Source organism: Sphingomonas cavernae (genome assembly GCF_003590775.1).
Taxonomy (GTDB): Bacteria; Pseudomonadota; Alphaproteobacteria; order Sphingomonadales; family Sphingomonadaceae; genus Sphingobium_A; species Sphingobium_A cavernae.
In genome coordinates this window covers 712483-733203 of record NZ_QYUM01000003.1, presented here as the reverse complement: position 1 = coordinate 733203, position 20721 = coordinate 712483, and the positions used below count along the sequence as shown (strand labels likewise).

23 protein-coding genes and 1 pseudogene are annotated in these 20721 nt (G+C 64.1%); 7 read left to right on the top strand and 17 right to left on the bottom strand.

Translation table 11 applies throughout. From position 1 onward, the window contains the following. Positions 1 to 132: 132 nt before the first annotated feature. Entirely contained in the window at positions 133 to 1857 is a 1725-nt protein-coding gene (locus tag D3876_RS11160) for an acyl-CoA dehydrogenase (RefSeq protein WP_119762194.1), read from the bottom strand. 48 nt (positions 1858 to 1905) lie between these two features. Here D3876_RS11160 and D3876_RS11155 point away from each other — a divergent pair, with 48 nt between their 5' ends. Both D3876_RS11155 and aqpZ read left to right on the top strand, forming a co-directional pair. Further along, positions 1906 to 2859, top strand: coding sequence for an L-threonylcarbamoyladenylate synthase (locus D3876_RS11155; RefSeq protein WP_119762192.1), 954 nt, complete (start codon positions 1906 to 1908; stop codon positions 2857 to 2859). Between the two features lie 107 nt (positions 2860 to 2966). Beyond that, a complete protein-coding gene (gene aqpZ / locus D3876_RS11150; protein ID WP_119762190.1) occupies positions 2967 to 3671 on the top strand; it encodes an aquaporin Z in 705 nt (234 codons plus the stop codon). 49 nt (positions 3672 to 3720) lie between these two features. On the opposite strand, the gene D3876_RS11145 is transcribed toward aqpZ, so the two are convergent. From D3876_RS11145 to D3876_RS11095, 11 genes are all read right to left on the bottom strand, one after another. Further along, a complete protein-coding gene (locus tag D3876_RS11145; protein WP_119762188.1) occupies positions 3721 to 3996 on the bottom strand; it encodes a hypothetical protein in 276 nt (91 codons plus the stop codon). Positions 3997 to 4071: 75 nt separating this feature from the next. After that, complete coding sequence (gene galU / locus D3876_RS11140) at positions 4072 to 4938, bottom strand: UTP--glucose-1-phosphate uridylyltransferase GalU (RefSeq protein WP_420801956.1); 867 nt, start codon at positions 4936 to 4938, stop codon at positions 4072 to 4074. Between the two features lie 70 nt (positions 4939 to 5008). Then, a complete protein-coding gene (gene msrA, locus D3876_RS11135) occupies positions 5009 to 5557 on the bottom strand; it encodes a peptide-methionine (S)-S-oxide reductase MsrA (protein ID WP_119763741.1) in 549 nt (182 codons plus the stop codon). Between the two features lie 55 nt (positions 5558 to 5612). Beyond that, positions 5613 to 6584 carry a M48 family metallopeptidase gene (locus tag D3876_RS11130; protein ID WP_119762184.1) on the bottom strand — a complete coding sequence of 324 codons (972 nt, stop codon included), beginning with the start codon at positions 6582 to 6584 and terminating at the stop codon, positions 5613 to 5615. Between the two features lie 41 nt (positions 6585 to 6625). Then, complete coding sequence (glpK, locus tag D3876_RS11125) at positions 6626 to 8116, bottom strand: glycerol kinase GlpK (RefSeq protein WP_119762182.1); 1491 nt, start codon at positions 8114 to 8116, stop codon at positions 6626 to 6628. A 63-nt stretch (positions 8117 to 8179) separates the two neighbouring features. After that, positions 8180 to 8689, bottom strand: a complete 510-nt coding sequence (locus D3876_RS11120) for a type III secretion system chaperone family protein (RefSeq protein WP_119762180.1) — start codon at positions 8687 to 8689, stop codon at positions 8180 to 8182. 105 nt (positions 8690 to 8794) lie between these two features. Beyond that, a complete protein-coding gene (locus D3876_RS11115; protein WP_119762178.1) occupies positions 8795 to 9091 on the bottom strand; it encodes an accessory factor UbiK family protein in 297 nt (98 codons plus the stop codon). 33 nt (positions 9092 to 9124) lie between these two features. Then, entirely contained in the window at positions 9125 to 9679 is a 555-nt protein-coding gene (locus D3876_RS11110) for a TspO/MBR family protein (RefSeq protein ID WP_119762176.1), read from the bottom strand. A 15-nt stretch (positions 9680 to 9694) separates the two neighbouring features. Next, complete coding sequence (locus D3876_RS11105; protein ID WP_119762174.1) at positions 9695 to 12787, bottom strand: efflux RND transporter permease subunit; 3093 nt, start codon at positions 12785 to 12787, stop codon at positions 9695 to 9697. A gap of 13 nt (positions 12788 to 12800) precedes the next feature. Further along, positions 12801 to 13856 (bottom strand): efflux RND transporter periplasmic adaptor subunit, encoded by a 1056-nt coding sequence (locus tag D3876_RS11100; RefSeq protein ID WP_119762172.1) that lies wholly within the window; start codon positions 13854 to 13856, stop codon positions 12801 to 12803. Positions 13857 to 13901: 45 nt separating this feature from the next. Next, positions 13902 to 14657 carry a TlyA family RNA methyltransferase gene (locus tag D3876_RS11095; protein WP_119762170.1) on the bottom strand — a complete coding sequence of 252 codons (756 nt, stop codon included), beginning with the start codon at positions 14655 to 14657 and terminating at the stop codon, positions 13902 to 13904. Between the two features lie 93 nt (positions 14658 to 14750). Between D3876_RS11095 and D3876_RS11090 the strand changes: the two genes are divergently transcribed. Then, positions 14751 to 15173: a DUF6766 family protein gene (locus D3876_RS11090; RefSeq protein WP_119762168.1), complete on the top strand. Its 423-nt coding sequence runs from the start codon at positions 14751 to 14753 to the stop codon at positions 15171 to 15173. Positions 15174 to 15225: 52 nt separating this feature from the next. Here the strand turns inward: D3876_RS11090 and D3876_RS11085 are convergent, their stop codons facing one another. Next, a complete protein-coding gene (locus D3876_RS11085) occupies positions 15226 to 15537 on the bottom strand; it encodes a GIY-YIG nuclease family protein (RefSeq protein WP_119762166.1) in 312 nt (103 codons plus the stop codon). Positions 15538 to 15565: 28 nt separating this feature from the next. On the opposite strand from D3876_RS11085, the gene D3876_RS11080 reads away from it, so the two are divergent. The 3 genes and pseudogenes from D3876_RS11080 (at position 15566) to D3876_RS11075 (ending at position 16683) form a co-directional block, all read left to right on the top strand. Further along, positions 15566 to 15808 (top strand): helix-turn-helix domain-containing protein, encoded by a 243-nt coding sequence (locus D3876_RS11080; RefSeq protein WP_220475455.1) that lies wholly within the window; start codon positions 15566 to 15568, stop codon positions 15806 to 15808. Positions 15809 to 15871: 63 nt separating this feature from the next. Further along, positions 15872 to 16081 (top strand): annotated as a pseudogene (locus D3876_RS20825) (transposase); the annotation flags it as partial. Then, positions 16051 to 16683 carry an IS5 family transposase gene (locus D3876_RS11075; RefSeq protein ID WP_338014295.1) on the top strand — a complete coding sequence of 211 codons (633 nt, stop codon included), beginning with the start codon at positions 16051 to 16053 and terminating at the stop codon, positions 16681 to 16683. The pseudogene D3876_RS20825 and the gene D3876_RS11075, both read left to right, overlap by 31 nt. Here D3876_RS11075 and D3876_RS20260 read toward each other — a convergent pair. The 4 genes from D3876_RS20260 to D3876_RS11055 form a co-directional block, all read right to left on the bottom strand. Next, entirely contained in the window at positions 16680 to 17246 is a 567-nt protein-coding gene (locus D3876_RS20260; RefSeq protein ID WP_147417647.1) for an HNH endonuclease signature motif containing protein, read from the bottom strand. The two genes, D3876_RS11075 and D3876_RS20260, sit on opposite strands and share 4 nt — an antisense overlap. Before the next feature lie 5 nt (positions 17247 to 17251). Next, complete coding sequence (gene dxs, locus D3876_RS11065; RefSeq protein WP_119762162.1) at positions 17252 to 19177, bottom strand: 1-deoxy-D-xylulose-5-phosphate synthase; 1926 nt, start codon at positions 19175 to 19177, stop codon at positions 17252 to 17254. Between the two features lie 100 nt (positions 19178 to 19277). Then, complete coding sequence (locus tag D3876_RS11060) at positions 19278 to 19736, bottom strand: Fur family transcriptional regulator (protein ID WP_119762161.1); 459 nt, start codon at positions 19734 to 19736, stop codon at positions 19278 to 19280. A gap of 42 nt (positions 19737 to 19778) precedes the next feature. Next, positions 19779 to 20147, bottom strand: a complete 369-nt coding sequence (locus D3876_RS11055; protein WP_119762159.1) for a MerC domain-containing protein — start codon at positions 20145 to 20147, stop codon at positions 19779 to 19781. A gap of 143 nt (positions 20148 to 20290) precedes the next feature. On the opposite strand from D3876_RS11055, the gene D3876_RS11050 reads away from it, so the two are divergent. Next, positions 20291 to 20698, top strand: coding sequence for a GFA family protein (locus D3876_RS11050; RefSeq protein WP_119762158.1), 408 nt, complete (start codon positions 20291 to 20293; stop codon positions 20696 to 20698). Positions 20699 to 20721: the final 23 nt, after the last annotated feature.

Genomic DNA, 20721 nt, shown 5'->3' with positions numbered 1-20721 from the left:
GCTTGTCGAAGCCTTGTCCCCGGGGACAAACTCGAAGCCCTGTCCTGACGCACCCTTCGACAAGCTCCCTTCGACGCCGCCTGCGGCGGCGCTCAGGACAGGCAGCGGGACCGTGGTGGGTCCAGTCGGGACTCAGGCCGCAAACGCCGCCTCATCCACTGCATAAAGCAGATCAGCACCCGCCATCGCCGAAGCGAAAAGGCCCTGCGCCTCGGGCACAAGCTGATCGACATAGAAGCGCACTGCCGCCTGCTTCATCGCGAGGAAAGCGGGATCGCCCTCGGCGCCGCTCGCCGCACGGCCCTGACGCTCCATCAACCAGCCCGCCACCGCGACCGAGAGCATGGTGAGGAAGGGATAGCTGGCCGCAAGGCGATCGTCCGCGCTCGCCGACGCCAGGTGCCCCGCCACCGCTTCGACCGAATCGATCAGCGCGCGCAGTCCGGCGTCATGCGCCTCAGCGCGCATGTCGGCGATCAGCGCCGCGAGTGTCGCGCCGCCATCGAGCCCCAGCTTGCGCCCCACGAGATCGGCGGCCTGGATGCCGTTGGTGCCCTCATAGATCGGCGCGATGCGGATATCGCGGTAATATTGCGCCGCACCGGTCTCTTCGATGAAGCCCATACCGCCGTGCACCTGCACGCCGAGCGACGCGACTTCGCAGCCAATATCGGTGCCGTAAGCCTTGGCGAGCGGGGTGAGCAGATCGAGGCGGTTCTTCGCGGCCTCGTCGCCCAGATGCGCACGGTCGACCTGCCCTGCCGCATAGTAGATCAGTGCGCGAGCGCCCTGCGTCAGCGCCTTCATGCGCAGCAACATGCGGCGGACATCGGGATGCTCGATGATCGCGACAGGGTCACGCGAAGGTCCACCCGCGCGCGCCGACTGAATGCGTTCGCGCGCGTAGGATACGGCCTGTTGCGTCGCGCGCTCGCCGATCTGGACGCCCTGCAGGCCGACATTGAGCCGGGCATTGTTCATCATCACGAACATCGCGGCGATGCCGCCGAACTCGGGGCCGATCAGATGGCCGATGCAATCGTCATTGTCGCCAAAACTCAGCACGCAGGTCGGCGAGGCATGGATGCCGAGCTTATGCTCGATCGACACGCAGCGCACATCATTGGTCCCGGCCGGACGGCCCTCGGCATCGAGCCGGAACTTGGGGACGAGGAACAGCGAGATGCCGCGCGTGCCCGCGGGCGCGCCGGGCGTGCGCGCGAGGACAAGGTGGACGATGTTGTCGGCAAGATCATGCTCGCCAAAGGTGATGAAGATCTTGGTGCCCTTGATCTTGAAGCCGCCATCGCCCAGCGGTGTCGCGGTTGTCCGGAGTGCTCCGACATCCGAACCCGCCTGCGATTCAGTCAGGTTCATCGTCCCCGTCCATTCGCCGGTGATGAGCCTGGGCAGCCACGCCGCCTTCTGTTCATCGGTGCCATAGGCGATCAGCGCTTCGATCGCGCCGGGGGTCAGCATGTTGCAGAGCGAAAAGCCCATATTGGCCGAGCCCAGATCTTCCATGATCACCGTCGCCAGCGCATAGGGAAGGCCTTGCCCGCCAAATTCCTCGGGGCCGTTGATGCTGCCCCAGCCCCCTTCGACGAACGCCTGATAGGCCGCGCGAAATCCCTCAGGCATCGTGACCACGCCGTCCTTCCACCGCGCGCCGATCTCGTCGCCGGCACGATTGAGCGGCGCATATTCCCCCTCGGCGAACTGCCCCGCGCCCTCGAGGATGGCGTCAACCATGTCGGACGACGCCGCGGCATATTTCTCGGTCGCCGCCAGCTCCCCGATCTTCACGACATGCTCGAGCACGAAGCGCTGTTCGGAAACGGGGGCGACATAGGTCATCTGGACAACATCCTTGCGTGTAATTTGCGCGCGCTATAGCGCCACAGCATGACCGGCTCAAATGCCTCTTATCAGACAGTGATCCGCCCTTACGGCAAGGCGGCGATCGACGAGGCCGCGGCGCTGATCCGCGAGGCTATTCCGGTCGCGATTCCGACCGAAACGGTTTACGGACTCGCCGCCGACGCGACGAATCCGCAGGCGGTCGCGCGAATCTATGCCGCCAAGGGCCGGCCCAGCTTCAATCCGCTGATCGTCCATATCCCCGACATCGCGGCCGCCGAAACGATCGCGATTTTCGACGACACTGCGCGGACGCTGGCGACGGCTTTCTGGCCGGGACCGCTGACACTCGTCCTGCCGCTCAGGCCCGATTCCCCAATCGCTTCGCTTGCGACTGCGGGTCTGGGCACGATTGCACTTCGCTGTCCCGCGCATGAAGCGATGCAGGCCTTGCTTCGGGTGAGCGGCAAACCGCTCGCCGCGCCCTCGGCCAATGCCAGTGGCCGGATCAGCCCGACGCGCGCCGAACATGTGCGCGCCAGCCTTGATGGACGCATCCCGCTGATCCTCGACGCGGGCGCGACCGCGCAGGGGATCGAATCAACGATCGTCGCGCCGCGTGGCTCTGTGATCCGGCTGCTCCGCCCCGGTCCCGTGACCGCCGAACGGATAGAGTCACTGGTTGGCTTGCCGGTGCGGGAGGCGGACGGCGACGCCATCGAGGCTCCCGGCCAGCTCGCCAGCCATTATGCGCCTGCAAAGCCCGTCCGGCTCGGCGCGACACAGGCGCGGGCCTACGAATGGTTCATCGGCTTCGGCGCAATCGCGGGCGACGTCAATCTTTCGTCGCAAGGCGATCTCGCCGAAGCGGCGGCTCGGCTCTTCGACCTGCTCCATCAGGCCGACGCCAGCGACCGCACCGCTATCGCCATCGCGCCTGTTCCCAATCAAGGTCTCGGCGTCGCGATCAACGACAGACTGGCGCGAGCGGCCGCCTGAACCGCTGAACTGCAGGGATTCCAGACGCTTCTTTACGCTTTCACAACTTTCAGTCACACTTCCCTACCCGCCCCGACAATGCGGGGCGCCTAAAAGGGGAGCGAGACATGACGATCGTTCAACGTGGCATCGCGGAATTTCTCGGTACATTCTGGCTTGTCTTCGGCGGGTGCGGCAGCGCCGTGCTGGCGGCTGCCTTTCCTGAACTTGGCATCGGCTTTGCGGGCGTCGCGCTCGCGTTCGGCCTGACCGTCCTCACCATGGCCTATGCGGTAGGCCATATCTCGGGCGGACATTTCAACCCCGCCGTCACCATAGGATTATGGGCGGGCGGACGTTTCGCCACGGCCGACATTCCGGCTTATGTGATCGCGCAGGTGCTCGGCGCGATTGCTGCGGCGTTCGCGCTCTATTCCATCGCGAGCGGCACCGCGACCTATGACCTCGCGGTCAACGGGCTCGCTGCCAACGGCTTTGGCGAGCATTCTCCGGGGCAATACGCAATGGCCTCGGGTTTCCTGATCGAGGTGCTGCTGACCTTCTTCTTCCTCCTCATCATCATGGGCGCGACCGATGGCCGAGCGCCCGCGGGTTTCGCGCCGATCGCGATCGGTCTGGCGCTGACGCTGATCCACCTCATCAGCATCCCGGTCACCAACACCTCGGTCAATCCGGCGCGCAGCACAGGGCCAGCGCTCGTCGTTGGCGGCTGGGCAATCCAGCAGCTCTGGCTGTTCTGGGTGGCGCCGCTTATCGGCGGCGCGCTCGGCGGCTTCGTCTACAAGCTGTTTGCGAGCCCTAAGCAGGGCTGACCTTTTCAGCACAACAGCGAGATGCCCGGGCGCAAGCCCGGGCATTTTTTCATTGAGGCTCGGAAGAATATTCGGACGGATAGGGCTCGCCGCGTTCGGCGGCCTTGCGCGCCTCCTTTTCACGCTTGCGGGCTTCCTTGCCCTCGCGCTCTTCCTGTTTGCGCATTTCGCGGCCGCGCTTTTCGTCAGCTTCGGACTGGCTAGTCGTCACCGCATCTACCCCGGCGCTCGCCGCTTTGACGGGTAGCGTCACGATATCGACCGCGGTCTTGGCGATGCACCCGCCGAGCGCGAGCGGCAGGGCGAGCAGAATTGCAAATCTCATTACCAATACTCCGATACGTACGCGCATCCTATCGCGCACGGCCATGACTCCACCTGAACGAGCGCAGCTCTCGCCCTATTTCCCGAACAGTTCGGCCCCGAACGCGCGCACCGAAGCGCCTATGTCCTCGCGCTCCGCCGCCAATGCCATATTGGCATGGATATAGCCCGCCTTGTCCCCGCAATCGAACCGGCGCCCGGCAAAGGTCAGGCCATGAAAGGGCTGGCCGCCGATCATACCCGCCATCGCATCGGTCAACTGTATCTCACCGCCAGCGCCCTTTTCCTGGCGTTCGAGCACGCGCATCACTTCGGGCTGAAGGATATAGCGGCCGATGACGCACAGGTTGGACGGGGCCGTGCCCGGCCTGGGCTTTTCGACGAGCCCCTTTACTTCGGTCAGCGCGCCGTCGCGCGCGCCCGGCGTGATGATGCCGTAGAGATGCGTCTGATCCTCGGGCACTTCCTGCGCGCAGATGATGTTGCCGCCCGTCCGTTCATAGGCGCCCATCATCTGCTTGAGGCAGCCGGGCTTACCCACCATGAAGTCGTCGGCGAGCAGCACCGCGAAGGGTTCGTCACCCACGATGTCGCGCGCGCACCAGACCGCGTGACCGAGCCCCATTGGCTCCTGCTGGCGAACATAGGCCACCGAACCGGGCGCGAGCCGCGTCTCTTCGAGAATCTCGAGCGACTTGCCGCGCGATGCCATTGTCGATTCAAGCTCATAGGCGATGTCGAAATGGTCTTCGATCGCCGATTTTCCGCGACCGGTGACGAAGATGATCTGCTCGATTCCCGCCTCGCGCGCCTCGTCGACCGCATATTGGATCAGCGGCCGATCGACGATCGGCAGCATTTCCTTCGGCATCGCCTTGGTGGCGGGAAGAAATCGTGTTCCCAGTCCACCCACCGGGAACACTGCTTTACGCACGCGCTTCATCATGATCCCCCTGTTTACGAATTTGGCCGGGCGACTTGCTGATACGCCCTTTTCAAGTCAATCGCGTATATCAGGCGTCCGCCGCCGCGGCTTTCAACCGCGCTGCATAGCTCTTGCGGAACTTCTGCAGCTTGGGCGCCACCACCGCCATGCAATACGGGTTCTTCGAGCCCTCGCGCGCGAAATATTCCTGGTGATAATCCTCGGCGGGGTACCAGCGCGCCAGCGGCTCAATCGTCGTTACGATCGGTTTGGCCCAGTCATCCGCAGCGCGCGCGATCGCCGCGCGTGCCGACGCCTCCTGTTCGGCCGAATGCGGAAAGATCGCCGAGCGATACTGCGTCCCGATGTCATTTCCCTGACGGTTGAGTTGCGTCGGATCATGGATGTGGAAAAAGATGTCGAGCAGGTCATCATAGCTGACGATCGAAGGGTCGAAAGTGATCCGAACCGCCTCTGCGTGGCCGGTGTCGCCGCTGCACACCTGCTTGTAGTCGGGGCTGACCGTCTGCCCGCCCGTATAGCCGCTTTCAACCGAAGCGATCCCGATCACATCGTCGAACACGGCCTCGACACACCAGAAGCACCCGCCAGCGAGCGTCGCAATTTCCTCGGCCATCATGAATCCTTTCACAATCTGGCTTCCAAGATAGGGAGCGCGTCGCAAGTCGCAATCATGCGCCGCTGCCTGCCCCCGATTGTCGCAGTGCGGTGATCTCGGCCTCGAGCATCGCTACGCGCTTTTTCCAGCGCAGGTGCGTTGCATCGGAGAAGATCCCATAACCATGCTCGGGGCCGAAGCGCCGCCAGAAATCGGGCGCCGCCTCCATGCGAAAACCGGCATTGGCGAGCAGCTTCAGACTGAACCTGTCGGCTTCTATCTCCGTCTCGCGAATGCGCGCGGCGTTCTTGCCGAATTTCGAGAAGAAGCCACGCGGGATGTTCTGCGCGTCAAGGCGGTCGCGATGACGGAGAATATTGTGTGCGATCTCATGCGCCATGATCGCGGCAAATTCGTCGTCATTGGCAAAATAGCCGATAAAGGCCGAGCTGATCTGGACATAGCGACCGTCCGCCGCGGCATTGAGTTCGGTCGAAGGCTGGACCTGGAAACGCGAGGCGCAGGCCGGCAGCCCCGCGAAATTCAGCGTCCGCCGTTCTCCGTCGCGCACGACGTCGAGCGTCACTGGCCCCGCTGCCAGAGCCCCTTCGAACTGGTCGAGCACCAGCGCCATCCGATCGAAATCGCCCTTGCCCTGCCGGCTGGCGATCGTGGCGGGCGCTTCGCCGTTGATCGCCAGAACCGCATCGCCCGCGCGGACCCCTGCCTCGGCCGCGGGCGAGCCGGGCAGCACCGCCGCAACACCGGGCGCCTCGCCCAGACCGAACACGCGTGCCGCCGCCTCGCGATACTCGCCGCCATATTGCTCGATGCCGTGGAGCAGCATTCCGCTCGCGGGGATTCGCTGATCGCACAGCGCCGCATTGGCCGTGACGATCCGATAGCCGATCTTCGCCGTGGCCACATCCAGCGCAAGCAAGGATTCGAGCGTCTCACGCTTCTGCGGATCAGCAGGCGGCGCGGTTGCGACAAGGAACAACGCCGGAATGATCGCCAGCGTCTTGAGGCACTTGAGAAAAGGCATGGGTGCACCATGGCACAATGGCGCGATTCAGAACAGGCTCGTCAGGCGCCTTCCAGCACCGTTCGCACGGCGCGCGACCAGCCTGCCAGCCGCGCTTCGCGCACCGGACCCGGCATTTGCGGGGTGAATTGCGCCACCGCGCCGCGCATCGCCGACGCTTGCTCCAGCGTCGCGAACAGGCCGGCCCCCAGTCCTGCGAGCATCGCCGCCCCCATCGCGGTCGTTTCGGCAAAGCCAGGGCGTTCGACGGGAATTGCCAGAATGTCCGCCAGATCCTGCGCCATCCAGTCGTTTGCGACCATGCCGCCGTCGATCCTGAGCGTCTGCCAGTCCGCGCCGTCCGCGGCGAATGCCGATTTGAGGTCGCTCGTCTGGTGCGCCATCGCTTCGAGCGCGGCGCGCACGATATGCGCGCGGCCCGTTGCGAAACTGAGCCCCGTGATCGCGCCGCGTGCCGCGGGCTCCCACCAGGGCGCACCGAGCCCCGACAACGCCGGCACCAGATAGACCCCGCCATTGTCGGCAACCGAACGCGCCAGGGGCTCGCTGTCAGCCGATCTTGCGACGAGCCCCAGTTCATCGCGCAGCCACTGGATCAGGCTACCCGCGACGAAAACCGATCCTTCAAGTGCATAGTGCCGCTCGCCCGACAATTGCCAGCAGATCGTCGAAAGCAGGCGGTGGCGCGACTGTGGCAGCCGTCGCCCGGTATTGGTAAGGACGAAGGCGCCCGTGCCGTAGGTGGCCTTGGTCTGGCCGGGTTGGAGGCAGGCCTGACCGATCGTCGCGGCCTGCTGATCGCCCGCCATTCCGGTGATCGGGATTGCCGCGCCGAACAATGCCGCGTCGGTCGTCCCGATTGCGCCTGCGCAGTCGACAATCTCGGGCAGGATCGCGCGCGGTACGCCGAACAGATCGAGCAGACCGTCATCCCACCCGCTCGCGCCAATCGCCATGAGCGCGGTACGCGAGGCGTTGGTGGCATCGCTGAGATGCGCGCCGCCGGTCAGCCGGAAGACGAGATAGCTTTCGACGGTGCCTACCGCGAGGTGCGCACCGGCCTCGCGAAGCTGCGGCCAGTTTTCCAGCGCCCAGCCGATCTTGCTTGCGGAGAAATAGGGATCGAGCAGCAGCCCCGTCCGCGCCTGAACCCCCGGTTCCTCGCCACGCTCCTTGAAACCGGCGCAAAGATCGGCAGTGCGCCGGTCCTGCCAGACGATCGCGGGCGCGAGCGGTTCGCCTGTCCGCCGGTCCCAGAACACGATGGTTTCGCGCTGGTTGGTGATGCCGATACAGGCCACGGCGGCCGCCCCGCCCGCAAGGGCCACCATCTCGCGCGCGCATCGGAGAGTCAGCGCCCAGATTTCGGCGGCGTCATGCTCGACAAGGCCGGGCGCGGGATAGTGCTGGGTAATCGGCGCCTGCGCCTGGCCAAGCAGCACGCCATCGGCGCCGAACAGCATCGCGCGCGTGGACGTGGTGCCCTCGTCGATGACAAGGATCTTGTCGGCAGATGCGGATGGAGCCCCCATATGGCTGTTCAAGCATAACACTTGTGCCGTGGGAAGGCATAAGCCCTTCTCGGCGAGGGACTGCTATGCCTCGCCGCGCGTCTCGATCAGCGCGGCTGCAATCGCCTCGGGCGGCGACTTGCCGCCCCACAGCACGAACTGGAAGACCGGATAAAAGCGTTCGCACTCGTCGATCGCGGTTTCGACGAGAAGCTCGACCTGATCGAGCGACAGATGATAGTCCTCCTGCCCGTCAAGCAGCGCCGCATGCCGGAACAGCACGATGCCGCTCGATGACCAGAGTTCGAAATGGCCGAGCCAAAGCTGCTCGTTGATCAGTCCCAGCGTCTCGTAAATCGCGGCGCGTTTCTCGACCGCAACCTTGATATCGGGCAGTGCCAGGAACTGGAGCACGCGGTCGTCCTCGCGCCATACCGCACGAAGTTCATATTTCGCCCAGCTTCCGTCGGTGGTGGCGACGATCTCGTCATCGCCCACTTTTTCATGGGTCCAGCCATGCGCCGTGAAATAGGCTTCGAGCATTTCGATCGGCGCACCGCTGTCGCGCGCCGCCTCAAACTCGTCCAATGTCATTCCTGCCTGCCTGGCCGTTATTCATGGTGCAACAGGTGCAACCGCTTGCCTGCGAAAACAAGGCAAAACGGTGCATCCCGGCAAATAAACTGTGGAGGATTCGGTTCAGGCCTTTGGCTTGGCGGCTTTTTTGACGGCCGGCTTCGCGGCAGCTCCGGGGGTCGTCTTGCCTTCGAGCCTGTCCAGTCGCGCCCTCAGCGCATCAGCCTCGTCGCGCGCGGCGGCGGCCATCGCCTTGACCGCCTCGAACTCGTCGCGGCTGACAAAATCGAGCCCGCCGATCCACTCCTTTGCGCGCTCGCGCGCCGAGGCCTCGGCCTCGCGCCCTACGCCGGCAAGGGTTCCGGCGGCGCCGTTGATGAACTTGACGAAATCGTCGAAAATCCGGTTCTCAGACTGCATTACTCGCGCTCCAATCGAGGCATGGTTCCCTTGCTAGAGCGCTATCTGGGCCTTCGGGGAGCCACGCACAAGAGTTTCGGCATCGGGATTGAGCCGATCGATCTGCCAATTGAGCAGCGACGCGAAACACAGCCATGCGAGATAAGGCACCATCAGCCACGCAGCGATCGCGCGCACGCGCCCGAATGCAGCCGTCGTCGCAACCGCAAGGACGAGGATCAGCAGGATCAGCCAAAGCGCCAGGGACACCTGATGTGCAGCGAAGAAAAGCGGAGACCACGCCAGATTGGCGACAAACTGCGCGATAAACAGCGCGATCGCCAACGGACGCCCATTCGCTCCGCGCGCATTGAGCACCACCGCCGCCGCAAGCCCCATCAGGACGTAGAGCAGCGTCCAGGCCGCCCCGAAAACCCAGCCCGGCGGCATGATGTCGGGCTTTTGCAGCGCATCGAACCACGGATTCCCATAGCCCGAATTGGAAAGCCGGCCCGACAGGACGCCCAGCAGCACCGTCGCGGGCACTGTCACCAGCGCCCAGCGAAACAGCGATCCCCTCAATTGCGACTGCGATGCGAGTTCGGTCATCCCCTCAGGCCTTCCTCATTCCGCGGGCGCGGGCCGTTCAAGTGCCGCGTCCAGTTCACGCCCGACCGCCTCGGGCGAGCCCGTATAGCGGGCAAGCCGCTGATACAGGATAGGAATGAGGAAAAGCGTAATGAAGGTGGCAATGGCAACCCCGAAAACGATCACGACGCCGATTGCGGTGCGCGACGCGGCGCCCGCTCCGCCGACAAGGACGAGTGGCATCGCTCCCATGACCGTCGCAATCGAGGTCATCAGGATCGGCCGCAGACGCCGCGCCGCGGCCATGCGTATGGATTCCGCGATCGCCTTGCCCTCGTCGCGCAACTGATTGGCGAACTCGACGATCAGGATGCCATTCTTGGCCGCAAGTCCGACGAGCATCACGATGCCCACCTGGCTGTAGAGGTTGATCGTCTGCCCGGTGAGCGCGAGTCCGACGACGCCCCCCGCCACCGCCAGCGGCACGGTGGTGATGATCACCATCGGATGGACGAAGCTTTCGAACTGCGCCGCCAGCACCAGAAACACGATCAGGATCGTCAGACCGAATACGACCCAGATAGAGCCGCCCGTCTCCTTGAACGCCTGGCTCTGGCCGCGATAGCCGATCGCGGTGACTTCGGGCGAGGCATTGGCCTGCTGTTCGAGGAAGGTCAGCGCCTCACCCAGTGTATAGCCCGGCGCAAGCCCGCCCGAGAGCGTGATCGCGCGCATCTTGTTGAACCGGCCAAGATCGCGCGGTCCCGCCGTCTCGCGCGTGGTGACTAGGTTGGAAAGCGGGATCAGTTCGCCCGTGCGGTTGCGCACGTGGATCTGCGCGAGGTTGGCGAGTGACGAACGTCCGGCAGCCTCGGCCTGTACGATGACGCGATATTCCTCGCCGCGGTCGATATAGGTCGACACGCGCCGCGATCCGAGCAGGCTCTGGAGCGCCTGGCTCACATCCTCGACCGACACGCCAAGGTCGCCCGCGCGCTGCGTGTTCACCTCGATGCGAAGCTGGGGCTTGGTTTCCTTGTAGTCGGAATCGAGGTTGATGATGCGCGGATTTTCGGCGGCGGCGGCGAGGATGCGATCGCGCGCTATCGCCAGTTCCTCGTAACTGTTGCCTGCAATGACGAAGTTGATCGGCTGACCGCGCCCGCCGATCGACGAGCGCACCTGCACATTGCCGCGGATGGCGGCCTGCTGGCGCAGCTTCCCGTTGACCTCGGCCGCAACCTCCTGCGTGGTTTTCTGCCGGTCTTCCCAAGGCTTGAGAAAGATGATGAAGGTGCCGCTATTGAAATCGTCGCTGGCGCCGAAACCACCGGGCGTGCGCGTGATGACCGTGCGGGCCGCGCCTTCCTGAAGCAGCGGCAGCATCGTCTCCTGCGCCTGCAGCATATAGCGGTCCATGGTGTCGAAGCCGGTGCCCTCGGGCGCGCTGACCTGCACCTGCACGATGCCGACATCCTCTTCGGGGATGAGCTCGGACTTCATGAAGGTGAACATCACGCCCGCGGCCGCGAGGAACAGGATGGTAAGCGCAACGGGGATCAGCGGCTTGGTGACCGCCTTGTCGAGCCATTTTGCATAGCTGCCCTCGAGCCGCTGGAAATTGTCGTCCACCCATTGGGTGAAGCGTCCGCGCTGTTGATGGCGCAGCAACTTCGAACAGAGCATCGGCGCAAGGCTGAGCGCCAGGAAGCCCGAAAAGGCGATCGCCGCCACCATCGCCACTGCGAGTTCGCGGAACAACAGCCCGGTCTGTCCCGCAAGGAACATGACGGGCACGAACACCGCGCAGACGACGACCGTGGTCGAGATCACCGCGAAGCCGACCTGGCGCGTGCCCTTGAAGGCGGCCACCAGCGGGGGCTCGCCCTGCTCGATCCGGTGATAGACGTTTTCCAGCACCACGATCGCGTCGTCGACCACCAGGCCGATCGCCAGCACCAGCGCGAGCAGCGTCAGCAGGTTGATCGAATAGCCGAAGAACCAGAGCACCGCGAAGGCGCAGAGCAGACAGATCGGCACGGTGACCGCCGGGATCAGCGTCGCGCGCCAGCTTCCAAGAAACAGGAAGATGACGAGCACGACAAGGACCGCCGCCTCGGCCAGCGTGTGCCAGACGCGCTCGATCGCGCGGCTGATGAAGAGCGATTCGTCGGACCCGACGTTGAAAGTCATGCCCTGGGGCAAATCGAGCGACGCCGCCTCGGCCTTTGCGCGCTCGGCGACCTCGAGCGTGTTCGCGCCCGACTGGCGGACGATGCCGAGGCCAACCGCGGGCTGTCCGTTCAGCCGGAACTGCTGGTACATGTTCTCGGCATTCTGCTCGACGCGCGCGACATCGCTGAGGCGCACAAGATATCCGTCGGCGCCGCGGCCGATCACGAGTTGCTGGAACTCCTCGGGCGTGCCGAAAGGACGGTCGACGCGCAACGTGACATTCTGGTCCTTCGATTCGATGCGCCCCGCAGGAAGCTCGACATTCTGCGTCCTCAGCGCGGTCTCGACATCGGCCGGAGTCATCTGGAATGCAGCGAGCCGCTCGGCATTCAGCCAGATGCGCATCGAAGGCCGCGCCTCACCACCCACGAACACGCGCGCCACGCCGTCGATTGCCGAGAAGCGATCGACCAGGTTGCGGTCGACATAGTCGCTGAGCTGAAGGCGGGACCAGTCGGGCTTGGAAAAGACGAGGAACAAGATCGGTTGCGCGTCGGCGTCGGCCTTGCGCACTTCGGGCGCCAACGCCTCTTCGGGCAGATCCTCGATCGCCGCGCTGACACGATCGCGAACATCATTCGCCGCAGAATCGATGTCGCGCCCGGGATTGAACTCTACCGTGATGTCCGACTGTCCATCGCGCGAACGCGAAGTGATCGCGAGGATACCCTCGATGCCCGCCAACTGTTCCTCGAGCACCTGCGTGATCCGCGTCTCGACAACGCTCGCAGCGGCGCCAGTGTAGACGGTTTCGACCGAGACCACGGGCGGATCGGTATCGGGATATTCTCGTACCGAAAGGCTGAAGAAGCCGACCACCCCGACGACGCAGAGCAGCAGCGCTATGACGGTAGCGAAAACCGGGCGGCGAACGGATAGATCGGAGAGCTGCATGCGCCGCCCTTCGCTATTTGCGCGCCGCGGTGGGCTTTACGCTCTTGGAACCGGCGAGGCTCACCTGCATGCCATCGGCGAGCTTGACTACGCCTTCGGTCACCACGCGCGTTCCGGGCTGAAGCCCTTCGACGACCTCGACCATGCCGTTCTGCCGCGCGCCGGTGCGCACGGGCGTACGCTTCACCTTGTCACCGGCGCCGAGCACATAGACAAAGCTGCGGTCGCCCTCGCCCACCAGTGCAAGCTCGGGGATTGCGGGAGACGTGCGCGCCGCGGATTCAACCGCGACGGTCATCAACATGCCGGGCTTGAGCGACAGATCGGCGTTGGGAAGCACCGCGCGGACGGTAACAGCGCGCGTGGCGGGATTAATCACCGGATCGATGCTGCGGACCTGCCCGCTGAAGCTGCGATCGGGCCAGGCGGCGGCCACCGCGTTGATCGTCTGACCCTGCTTTATCGACGCAAGCAGCGTTTCCGGCACCGCGAAGTCGAGCTTGATCTGCGAAATGTCGCTGACAGTCGCGATCGCCGTACCCGACGTCACGACCGCGCCCTGCGAGATGGTGCGCAGCGATACCCATCCCGAGAAGGGCGCGCGAATGACGCGGTCGCCCATCGAGGCGCGCGCTTCCGCGGCCTGCGCGCGCGCCGAGGAGGCAAGCGCCGACTGCGCGTCGACCGCGGCGTTGGTCGCAAAGCCGCGCTGCTTGAGCTGCTGGAGTCGCGCCAACTGCTGCTGGGCTTCGCGCGCACGTCCGCCCGCGTCCGCGAGCTGCGCGCTTTCTTGTCCTTGCGCCAGCGTCGCGATCACCTGGCCCGCGTGGACGAAGCCGCCATCGGTGAAATTGACCCGGACAAGTCTTTCAGTGACGGGCGCCGCCAGCGTCACCTGCTCGTTGGCGAATGCGGTGCCGATCGCATCGATCCGGTCGACGAACGGGTGCGAGGAAACCGCCTCCACCTTTACCAGCGGCGCGGCGCGATTGCCCCCCGCATTGCCGTTGCCGTTGCTGCAGCCGGCCAGCAATGCCACGGGGGCAAGGAAGAGATACAGGGTACGCATGAGCCCAAGCGTCGCTAGTGCGCGGCGGGTCGATTGGCAAGCGGCTCAGTTGTCGCAATTTGTCGCGGACGATCGTCGCGCAGCGATCAGGAATTCGACATTGCCCTCGGGGCCCTTGATCGGGCTTTCGACGATGCCCTCGACATCCCAGTTCTTGGCCGCCACCCATTGGCGCACTTCCTCGCAGACGCGCGCATGGACCGCGGGATCGCGAACGACCCCGCCCTTCCCGACTTCCTCCCGCCCCGCCTCGAACTGGGGCTTGATGAGCGCGATCAGCCGTGCATCGGGCGCAGCAAAAGACAGAGGCACGTCGAGCACCTTGGAAAGGGAAATGAAGCTCGCATCGCAGACGAAAAGGTCGATCGGTTCGGGAACATGCGCAGGCGTCAGGATGCGCGCGCTCGTCTGTTCATGCACGATCACACGCGGGTCCTGCCGCAGCTTCCAGGCAAGCTGGTTGGTCCCGCTGTCTACGGCATAGACGCGCGCCGCGCCGTTGCTCAGCAACACATCGGTGAAGCCCCCCGTCGACGATCCCACGTCCATCGCCACCGCATCCGCCACATCCCAGCCGAAATGTTCGAGCGCATGCGCCAGCTTGATCCCACCCCGCGACACCCAGGGATGATCGCGCCCGCGCACCTCGATCGGCGCATCATCGGGAAGCGCTTGCCCCGCCTTGTCGATCTTGCGCTCGCCCGAAAATACGAGCCCCGCCAGGATCAGCGCCTGAGCGCGCGTCCGGCTCTCGGCTAGGCCGCGGTCTACGAGGATCTGATCGGCGCGGATCTTGGGCATAACCGCGCTCCTAGGGGCTTCGGGCACGAATGTCGAAGGGAACGGCAGCAAACGCCGCTTCGTTTCGCAACAGCAAACAAGAAGGAGAGCCCCATGAACGCCGGCATCTTCAAGAAATACGCTTACGCCTGGATCACGATCGGCTTTTTCCTGGTCTCGTTCGCGCTCCACTGGCTTTTCGGCTGGTACGCGTATCTCGACGAGGCCACGCAGCATGGTCAGTCCCCTGAAACCCGAGCATTCCTGATGGAGATGGGGCGGGAGACCTTCGAAAACTGGCAGTCCGAGTTCCTGCAACTGCTCTGGCAGGTCGTTGGTCTGGCATATTTCCTCTACGTGGGATCGCCCACGTCAAAGGAGAATGACGACAGGATGGAGGCCAAGATCGACCGACTGATCGAGCTTCAGGCCGGAAAGGAGGCTGCCAGGGCGATGATCGAAGACATCGACGATCGATACCTGCGCCACCACGGCCACGCCGCGCCGCATGGGCATACCAGCGAAGGACATGAGTGAGGGGCAAACCTGATCGCTCTTCTCCAGCTAGCGAAAATGGGCGTCGACAAGCTCAGCCTGAGCGCATTTGGGGTTCGAGCCGTCCTGTCCTGCCACGTGCCAGATCGGGCAGTGCTTCGAAATCACCCCGCATCAATGCTTCCTTCTTGGCGCGGGACCAGCCCTTGATCTGACGTTCCAGCTCGAACGCGTTGGTGCAGGTCTGGCAATCCGTCGCCCAAACAAGGGTCAATGGACGGCGCTTTGCGGTGTAGGCGGCCCCAACACCGTTGCTGTGCTGCGCCATTCGCACGTCCAGATCATCCGTATGTCCGGTATAGTAGCTGCCGTCTGAACATCGCAGAATATAGGTATAGAATGGCATTCGGCCCCCACCCGCGCTCTGGCTGAGCTTGTCGAAGCCTATTCGGACAAATACCCTTCGACAAGCTCAGGGTGAGCGCGAGGGCTTTGTCGCCCTTGTGCCCGCCGAGGTCGATGTGCAGGCCATCCGCAAGGCGCACAAGCAGGAAGCGTTCGCACGAACCTATGGCTTCAGCCTCGCATCGATCCGTGACTGGGAACAGGGCCGCCGCCAGCCCGAGCGTGCGGCACGGATATTGCTGGCGATGACGCCAAGGAACCTCAGACCGTGAAGCGGGTGATGGAGGGGGTGGGCTAGGCGGCGTGGACGAATTGGTTGACGTGGACGGTGTGGGTTGATTCAAGGCTGCCTTTTGGAGGCAGGTTTGAGCCGGGGCGATCTGAGCGAAGCAGAATGGCGCGTTCTGAAGGGTCTGCTGCCGATCGAGCCAGAGAACCGAGGGCGCGGCCGCAGGCCTGAGCAGAATCTCTCGATAGTCAACGGCATACTCTGGCGGCTGCGCTGTGGGACTGCTTGGCGCGATGTCCCGCCAAAATACGGCAATTGGAACACGATCTACCGGCGGTTCCGTCGTTGGAGCGAGGCCGGGGTCTGGGAGGCCGTGTCGGTGACGCTTGCCGAGATCATGGCCGACACCGGACACTACAGCATCGACAGCACCACCCTTCGCGCCCATGTCTCGGCAGCGGGCGGAAAAGGGGGACTTGTCGACGCGCTCTTGGCCGCTCGCGGGGCGGGTTCACCAGTAAGCTTCACTGTCTGGCTGATGCCCGAGGACGCCCCGTCGCCTTCCACCTGACTGGTGGTGAAGCCGCCGACTGCACGGCCTATGACACGCTGATCCGCCTGCCGGACCGCGCTCCGGCGGCTCTGCTGGCCGACAAAGGCTACGACACCAACGCCATTCGCGCCGATCTCGCGAGCCGCAGCATACAGGCTGTCATCCCGGCGCGCTCCAATCGCCGAGAAAGGATCGAGCACGATCGGCAGCTCTACAGGCAGCGAAACGGCATTGAGCGAATGTTCGGCAAGCTGAAAATCAATCGTGCCGTCGCCACCCGCTACGATCAAACGCCCTCAAGTTTCCTCGGCATGGTCCATCTCGCTGCCATCCGGCTTTGGATCAAATTCGTCCACGCCGCCTAAGCGGGGTCACCATCCTTATTTAAGGCCGATTGGATCTTGGTGCGGATGATCGTGGCACTGGCCTGCGCATCTCGCATCATGCCCTCTATTTGCGCAAGCTTCTCCCAGTAGGAATTCCATAGATCCACACCTGCAATAGCTGGAAGGTCGATGGCAGTAACAGCACCCCATATCTCAAACCGCTGCAGGCGAAGTTCTCGAGACGCGACATCGACGATCCCGCGTGAGGTCGGCGAATTCCTTGCCTTTCCCCTCATCCAATCGCGCCACGGCTGACCGCTCTTAGACTGATTGCATGGACCGCACGATGGTACAAGATTCCGATAATCGGTAAGAAAACCGCTGGGCCTCTTCCCCGCCACCAATGGGCGAAGATGATCCCAGTCAGTCGCCTTGTCTCCGCAATAGACACATTCGACTGACCTTTCCGTCATTTCCAAAGCATCGAGCAACATTGCCCGCTCTTCAGCCGTTGGCGGCTGGTCCGGCAGAATGGCCTGCACGAAGCCATTGGTAACGGAGGAAACGCGGCTGGTGATTTTAAGCGGCCGCCGGTGCTTCATTCGAGCTAAGCCCGCGCGCCCTCGACAACCCCGCTCGAATTATGCCGAAGCGCCTTGAGCACCGTCTCGACGATGTTGGGCGCGTTGAGCCCCGCGTCGTCATATTGCTTCTCGGGCTTGTCCTGGTCCTGAAAGACATCGGGCAACCGCATCGTCCGCAGCTTCAGACCCGCATCGATCAGCCCGCTGTCGCTGGCATAGGTCAGCACATGCGCGCCGAGCCCGCCAATCGCGCCCTCCTCGATCGTCACCGCGACCTCATGGCTGGTCAGCGTCTTGCGGATCAGCGCCTCGTCGAGCGGCTTGGCGAAGCGAAGGTCGACGACGGTGGTGGAGAGTCCCATGGCGTCGAGCTGGTCGGCGGCCTTCAAGGCCTCTTCCAGTCGCGTGCCAAGCGACAGGATCGCGACCTTCTTGCCCTGACGAACGACGCGTCCCTTGCCGATTTCGAGCCGTTCGGGGGTCGCCGGAAGCGCAACGCCCGTGCCGTTGCCGCGCGGATAGCGCACCGCGATCGGGCCCGTGTCGTGGACTGCACAGGTATGGACCATGTGGACGAGCTCAGCCTCGTCGGCCGCGGCCATCACCACGAAGTTGGGAAGCGTCGCCAGATAGGTGACGTCGAAGCTCCCTGCGTGCGTGGATCCGTCAGCGCCGACAAGCCCGGCGCGGTCGATCGCGAAACGCACGGGCAGGTTCTGGATCGCGACGTCGTGGACCACCTGGTCATAGGCGCGCTGGAGGAAGGTCGAGTAGATCGCGCAGAACGGCCGCATGCCCTGTGCTGCGAGCCCTGCGGCGAAGGTTACCGCGTGTTGCTCTGCAATGCCCACATCGAACGTGCGACCCGGGAACATTTGCTGGAACTTGTCGAGGCCGGTGCCCGAGGGCATCGCCGCCGTGATCGCGCAGATCGTCGCGTCGCGCTCTGCCTCGGCGATCAGCGCCTTGGCGAAAACGCCGGTGTAGCTGGGCGGTCCCGGTGGCGCCTTGGCCTGCGCGCCCGTGATGACGTCGAACTTCTGGACCCCGTGATATTTGTCGGCAGCGGCTTCGGCGGGCGCATAGCCCTTGCCCTTTTGCGTCACGACATGGACGAGGATCGGCCCCTCCTCGGTATCACGGACATTCTCGAGTACCGGGATGAGCTGATCGAGATTGTGGCCGTCGATCGGGCCGACATAATAGAAACCCAGCTCTTCGAAGAGCGTGCCGCCCATCGCCATGCCGCGCGCGAACTCGTCGGTCTTGCGCGCGGCTGCGTGGAGCGGCCGCGGCAGCCTGCGCGCGACGCGGCGCGCAAGATCGCGTAGCCCCAGGAACTCGCGGCTCGAGACGATGCGCGACAGATAGGCTGAAAGCCCGCCCACTGGCGGCGCGATCGACATGTCATTGTCGTTGAGGATGACGACCAGCCGGTTGCCCGCCTGCTCGGCATTGTTCATCGCCTCGTACGCCATGCCCGCCGACATCGCGCCGTCGCCGATCACCGCAATCGCCTTGCCCGGCCGGTCAGCCAGCTTGTTGGCGACCGCAAAGCCCAGCGCTGCGGAAATCGAGGTCGAGCTGTGCGCAGCGCCAAAGGGGTCGAATTCGCTCTCCGAGCGCTTGGTGAAACCCGAAAGACCGCCACCCATACGCAGGGTGCGGATGCGGTCGCGCCGCCCGGTCAGGATCTTGTGCGGATAGCATTGGTGGCCGACGTCCCAGATCAGCCGGTCGTCGGGTGTGTTGAAGACATAGTGAATCGCGGTCGTCAGCTCGACGACGCCAAGGCCGGATCCCAGGTGCCCGCCCGTCGTGCCCACCGCCGAAATGGTTTCCGCGCGCAGTTCGTCCGCAAGCTGGCGAAGCTGGGCAGGCTTGAGCGTGCGAAGATCGGCAGGCGTGGCGACGGTATCAAGCAACGGCGTCGCGGGTGAATCGGACATATATTCCCTCTTTCAAGCCGCAGCTTTAGCGTCCGCGCGCGCGACTGTCGAACGGAACCGTGGTCAGGTTACGGTGCAGAAACGGTGCAGCCGCGGCTGATTACTCGCAATCGGAACACCGGCCATGGACCTCGATCACGGGGCGTTCGGGCGAAAAGCCCGCCTTGCGCGCGGCGGTGCGCACGCCCGCCGACAGGCTGTCATCGTCGATATGCGTCGCCTGTCCGCAATTGTCGCAGACCAGGAAGATGCAATCGTGCAGACAATCGGGATGCGCGTTGGCCACATAGGCGTTCACGCTCTCAACGCGCCGGGCGAGGTTGGCGGTCACGAACAGGTCGAGGATCCTGTAGACGCTGTTGGCGGCAACCCGCCGCCCCTGCGCGTTTGATACGGCCTCCGCAATGTCATAAGCCGACGCCGGCTTGACGAAGCCCGAAAGCGCATCGAACACGCTGGCGCGCATATCGGTCCATTGCTCGCCCGATTTCTCGAACGCGGTCTTCGCGGCATCGGCAAGTGCGATGCCTTCATGCTCGTGGTGATGATGCTGTGCCATGAGGCGAATTTAGGCGCTTGGTCCGCGCACGGCAAGCCGCGGTTAAAGCGTCGCGCGACGGTTCAGATCATGTCCGAGCGCGAGGATACCGACGCCGAGGATGGTATAAATCACCTCGCCGGCGTTGTGCGACAGCGTAAGCGCCCCTGCCATCACGCCCAGTCCAAGCGCGCCGACCGCGGACGGCATCATGAAACCGTGCCGCCAGATTCCGGTGCCCAGCGCGATAATGCCGAGCCCGATCGCGATGATCAGCCCCGTCTCGTGGATCCGGTGATCGACCAGCAGCCCGCCCGCCGATGCAACCAGCGCCACCAGAACCGCGCTCGCGATGCAGTGGACGACGCACAGACCCGACAGGCCAATGGCCAGCCGATCGAGCAATCCAGCACGCGATACGAGGTTATCCACTTACGACTCCAGTTCGAACGCACCGCCTTTGGCACGGACCGTTGTAAGTTACAACATAACATTTGGCAAAACCATGCTGCTGTCATCAACGGGCAGAGACATCGCTATGATGCTGCGAGATCAAGTGATTCGGGAGAGATGCAATGCTTGAAGGTGGCTGTCATTGCGGAGCGGTTCGCTATCAGGTGTCGGGCACGCCCGCACATAATGCCTTGTGCCATTGCACCGACTGCAGGCGATCGGCGGGCGCGCCACTCGTCGGCTGGGCGCTGTTCGCCGCGGATGCGGTAAACGTGACGCGCGGAGAGCCCCGGATTTACGCTTCGTCCGAAGATGGCCGGCGTCATTTCTGCACGGCGTGCGGAACGGGGCTGTTTTATACCAACGACGCGATCTTCCCGGGCATGATCGACATCCAGTCGGCGACGCTCGACGATCCCGACGCGCTTGGACCGCCATCGGCCCAGATCCAGGTCGCCGAACGCATTGGCTGGATGGCGGATATGCATAGTCTCCCCATTTTCGAGCGTTACCCGCCCATCGATGCATAACCGGGGCGCTCGCCTTCATTGGG

Excerpts from the sequence above, each read along its gene's own strand:
- D3876_RS11100 (WP_119762172.1), bottom strand. The coding sequence starts at position 13,856 with ATGCGTACCCTGTATCTCTTCCTTGCCCCCGTGGCATTGCTGGCCGGC.
- aqpZ (WP_119762190.1), top strand. The coding sequence starts at position 2,967 with ATGACGATCGTTCAACGTGGCATCGCGGAATTTCTCGGTACATTCTGG.
- glpK (WP_119762182.1), bottom strand. The coding sequence starts at position 8,116 with ATGGGGGCTCCATCCGCATCTGCCGACAAGATCCTTGTCATCGACGAG.
- D3876_RS11050 (WP_119762158.1), top strand. The coding sequence starts at position 20,291 with ATGCTTGAAGGTGGCTGTCATTGCGGAGCGGTTCGCTATCAGGTGTCG.
- D3876_RS11145 (WP_119762188.1), bottom strand. The coding sequence starts at position 3,996 with ATGAGATTTGCAATTCTGCTCGCCCTGCCGCTCGCGCTCGGCGGGTGC.
- D3876_RS11060 (WP_119762161.1), bottom strand. The coding sequence starts at position 19,736 with ATGGCACAGCATCATCACCACGAGCATGAAGGCATCGCACTTGCCGAT.
- D3876_RS11160 (WP_119762194.1), bottom strand. The coding sequence starts at position 1,857 with ATGACCTATGTCGCCCCCGTTTCCGAACAGCGCTTCGTGCTCGAGCAT.
- D3876_RS20260 (WP_147417647.1), bottom strand. The coding sequence starts at position 17,246 with ATGAAGCACCGGCGGCCGCTTAAAATCACCAGCCGCGTTTCCTCCGTT.
- D3876_RS11085 (WP_119762166.1), bottom strand. The coding sequence starts at position 15,537 with ATGCCATTCTATACCTATATTCTGCGATGTTCAGACGGCAGCTACTAT.
- D3876_RS11105 (WP_119762174.1), bottom strand. The coding sequence starts at position 12,787 with ATGCAGCTCTCCGATCTATCCGTTCGCCGCCCGGTTTTCGCTACCGTC.
- D3876_RS11120 (WP_119762180.1), bottom strand. The coding sequence starts at position 8,689 with ATGACATTGGACGAGTTTGAGGCGGCGCGCGACAGCGGTGCGCCGATC.
- D3876_RS11090 (WP_119762168.1), top strand. The coding sequence starts at position 14,751 with ATGAACGCCGGCATCTTCAAGAAATACGCTTACGCCTGGATCACGATC.
- galU (WP_420801956.1), bottom strand. The coding sequence starts at position 4,938 with ATGAAGCGCGTGCGTAAAGCAGTGTTCCCGGTGGGTGGACTGGGAACA.
- dxs (WP_119762162.1), bottom strand. The coding sequence starts at position 19,177 with ATGTCCGATTCACCCGCGACGCCGTTGCTTGATACCGTCGCCACGCCT.
- D3876_RS11155 (WP_119762192.1), top strand. The coding sequence starts at position 1,906 with ATGACCGGCTCAAATGCCTCTTATCAGACAGTGATCCGCCCTTACGGC.
- D3876_RS11115 (WP_119762178.1), bottom strand. The coding sequence starts at position 9,091 with ATGCAGTCTGAGAACCGGATTTTCGACGATTTCGTCAAGTTCATCAAC.
- D3876_RS11095 (WP_119762170.1), bottom strand. The coding sequence starts at position 14,657 with ATGCCCAAGATCCGCGCCGATCAGATCCTCGTAGACCGCGGCCTAGCC.
- D3876_RS11130 (WP_119762184.1), bottom strand. The coding sequence starts at position 6,584 with ATGCCTTTTCTCAAGTGCCTCAAGACGCTGGCGATCATTCCGGCGTTG.
- msrA (WP_119763741.1), bottom strand. The coding sequence starts at position 5,557 with ATGGCCGAGGAAATTGCGACGCTCGCTGGCGGGTGCTTCTGGTGTGTC.
- D3876_RS11110 (WP_119762176.1), bottom strand. The coding sequence starts at position 9,679 with ATGACCGAACTCGCATCGCAGTCGCAATTGAGGGGATCGCTGTTTCGC.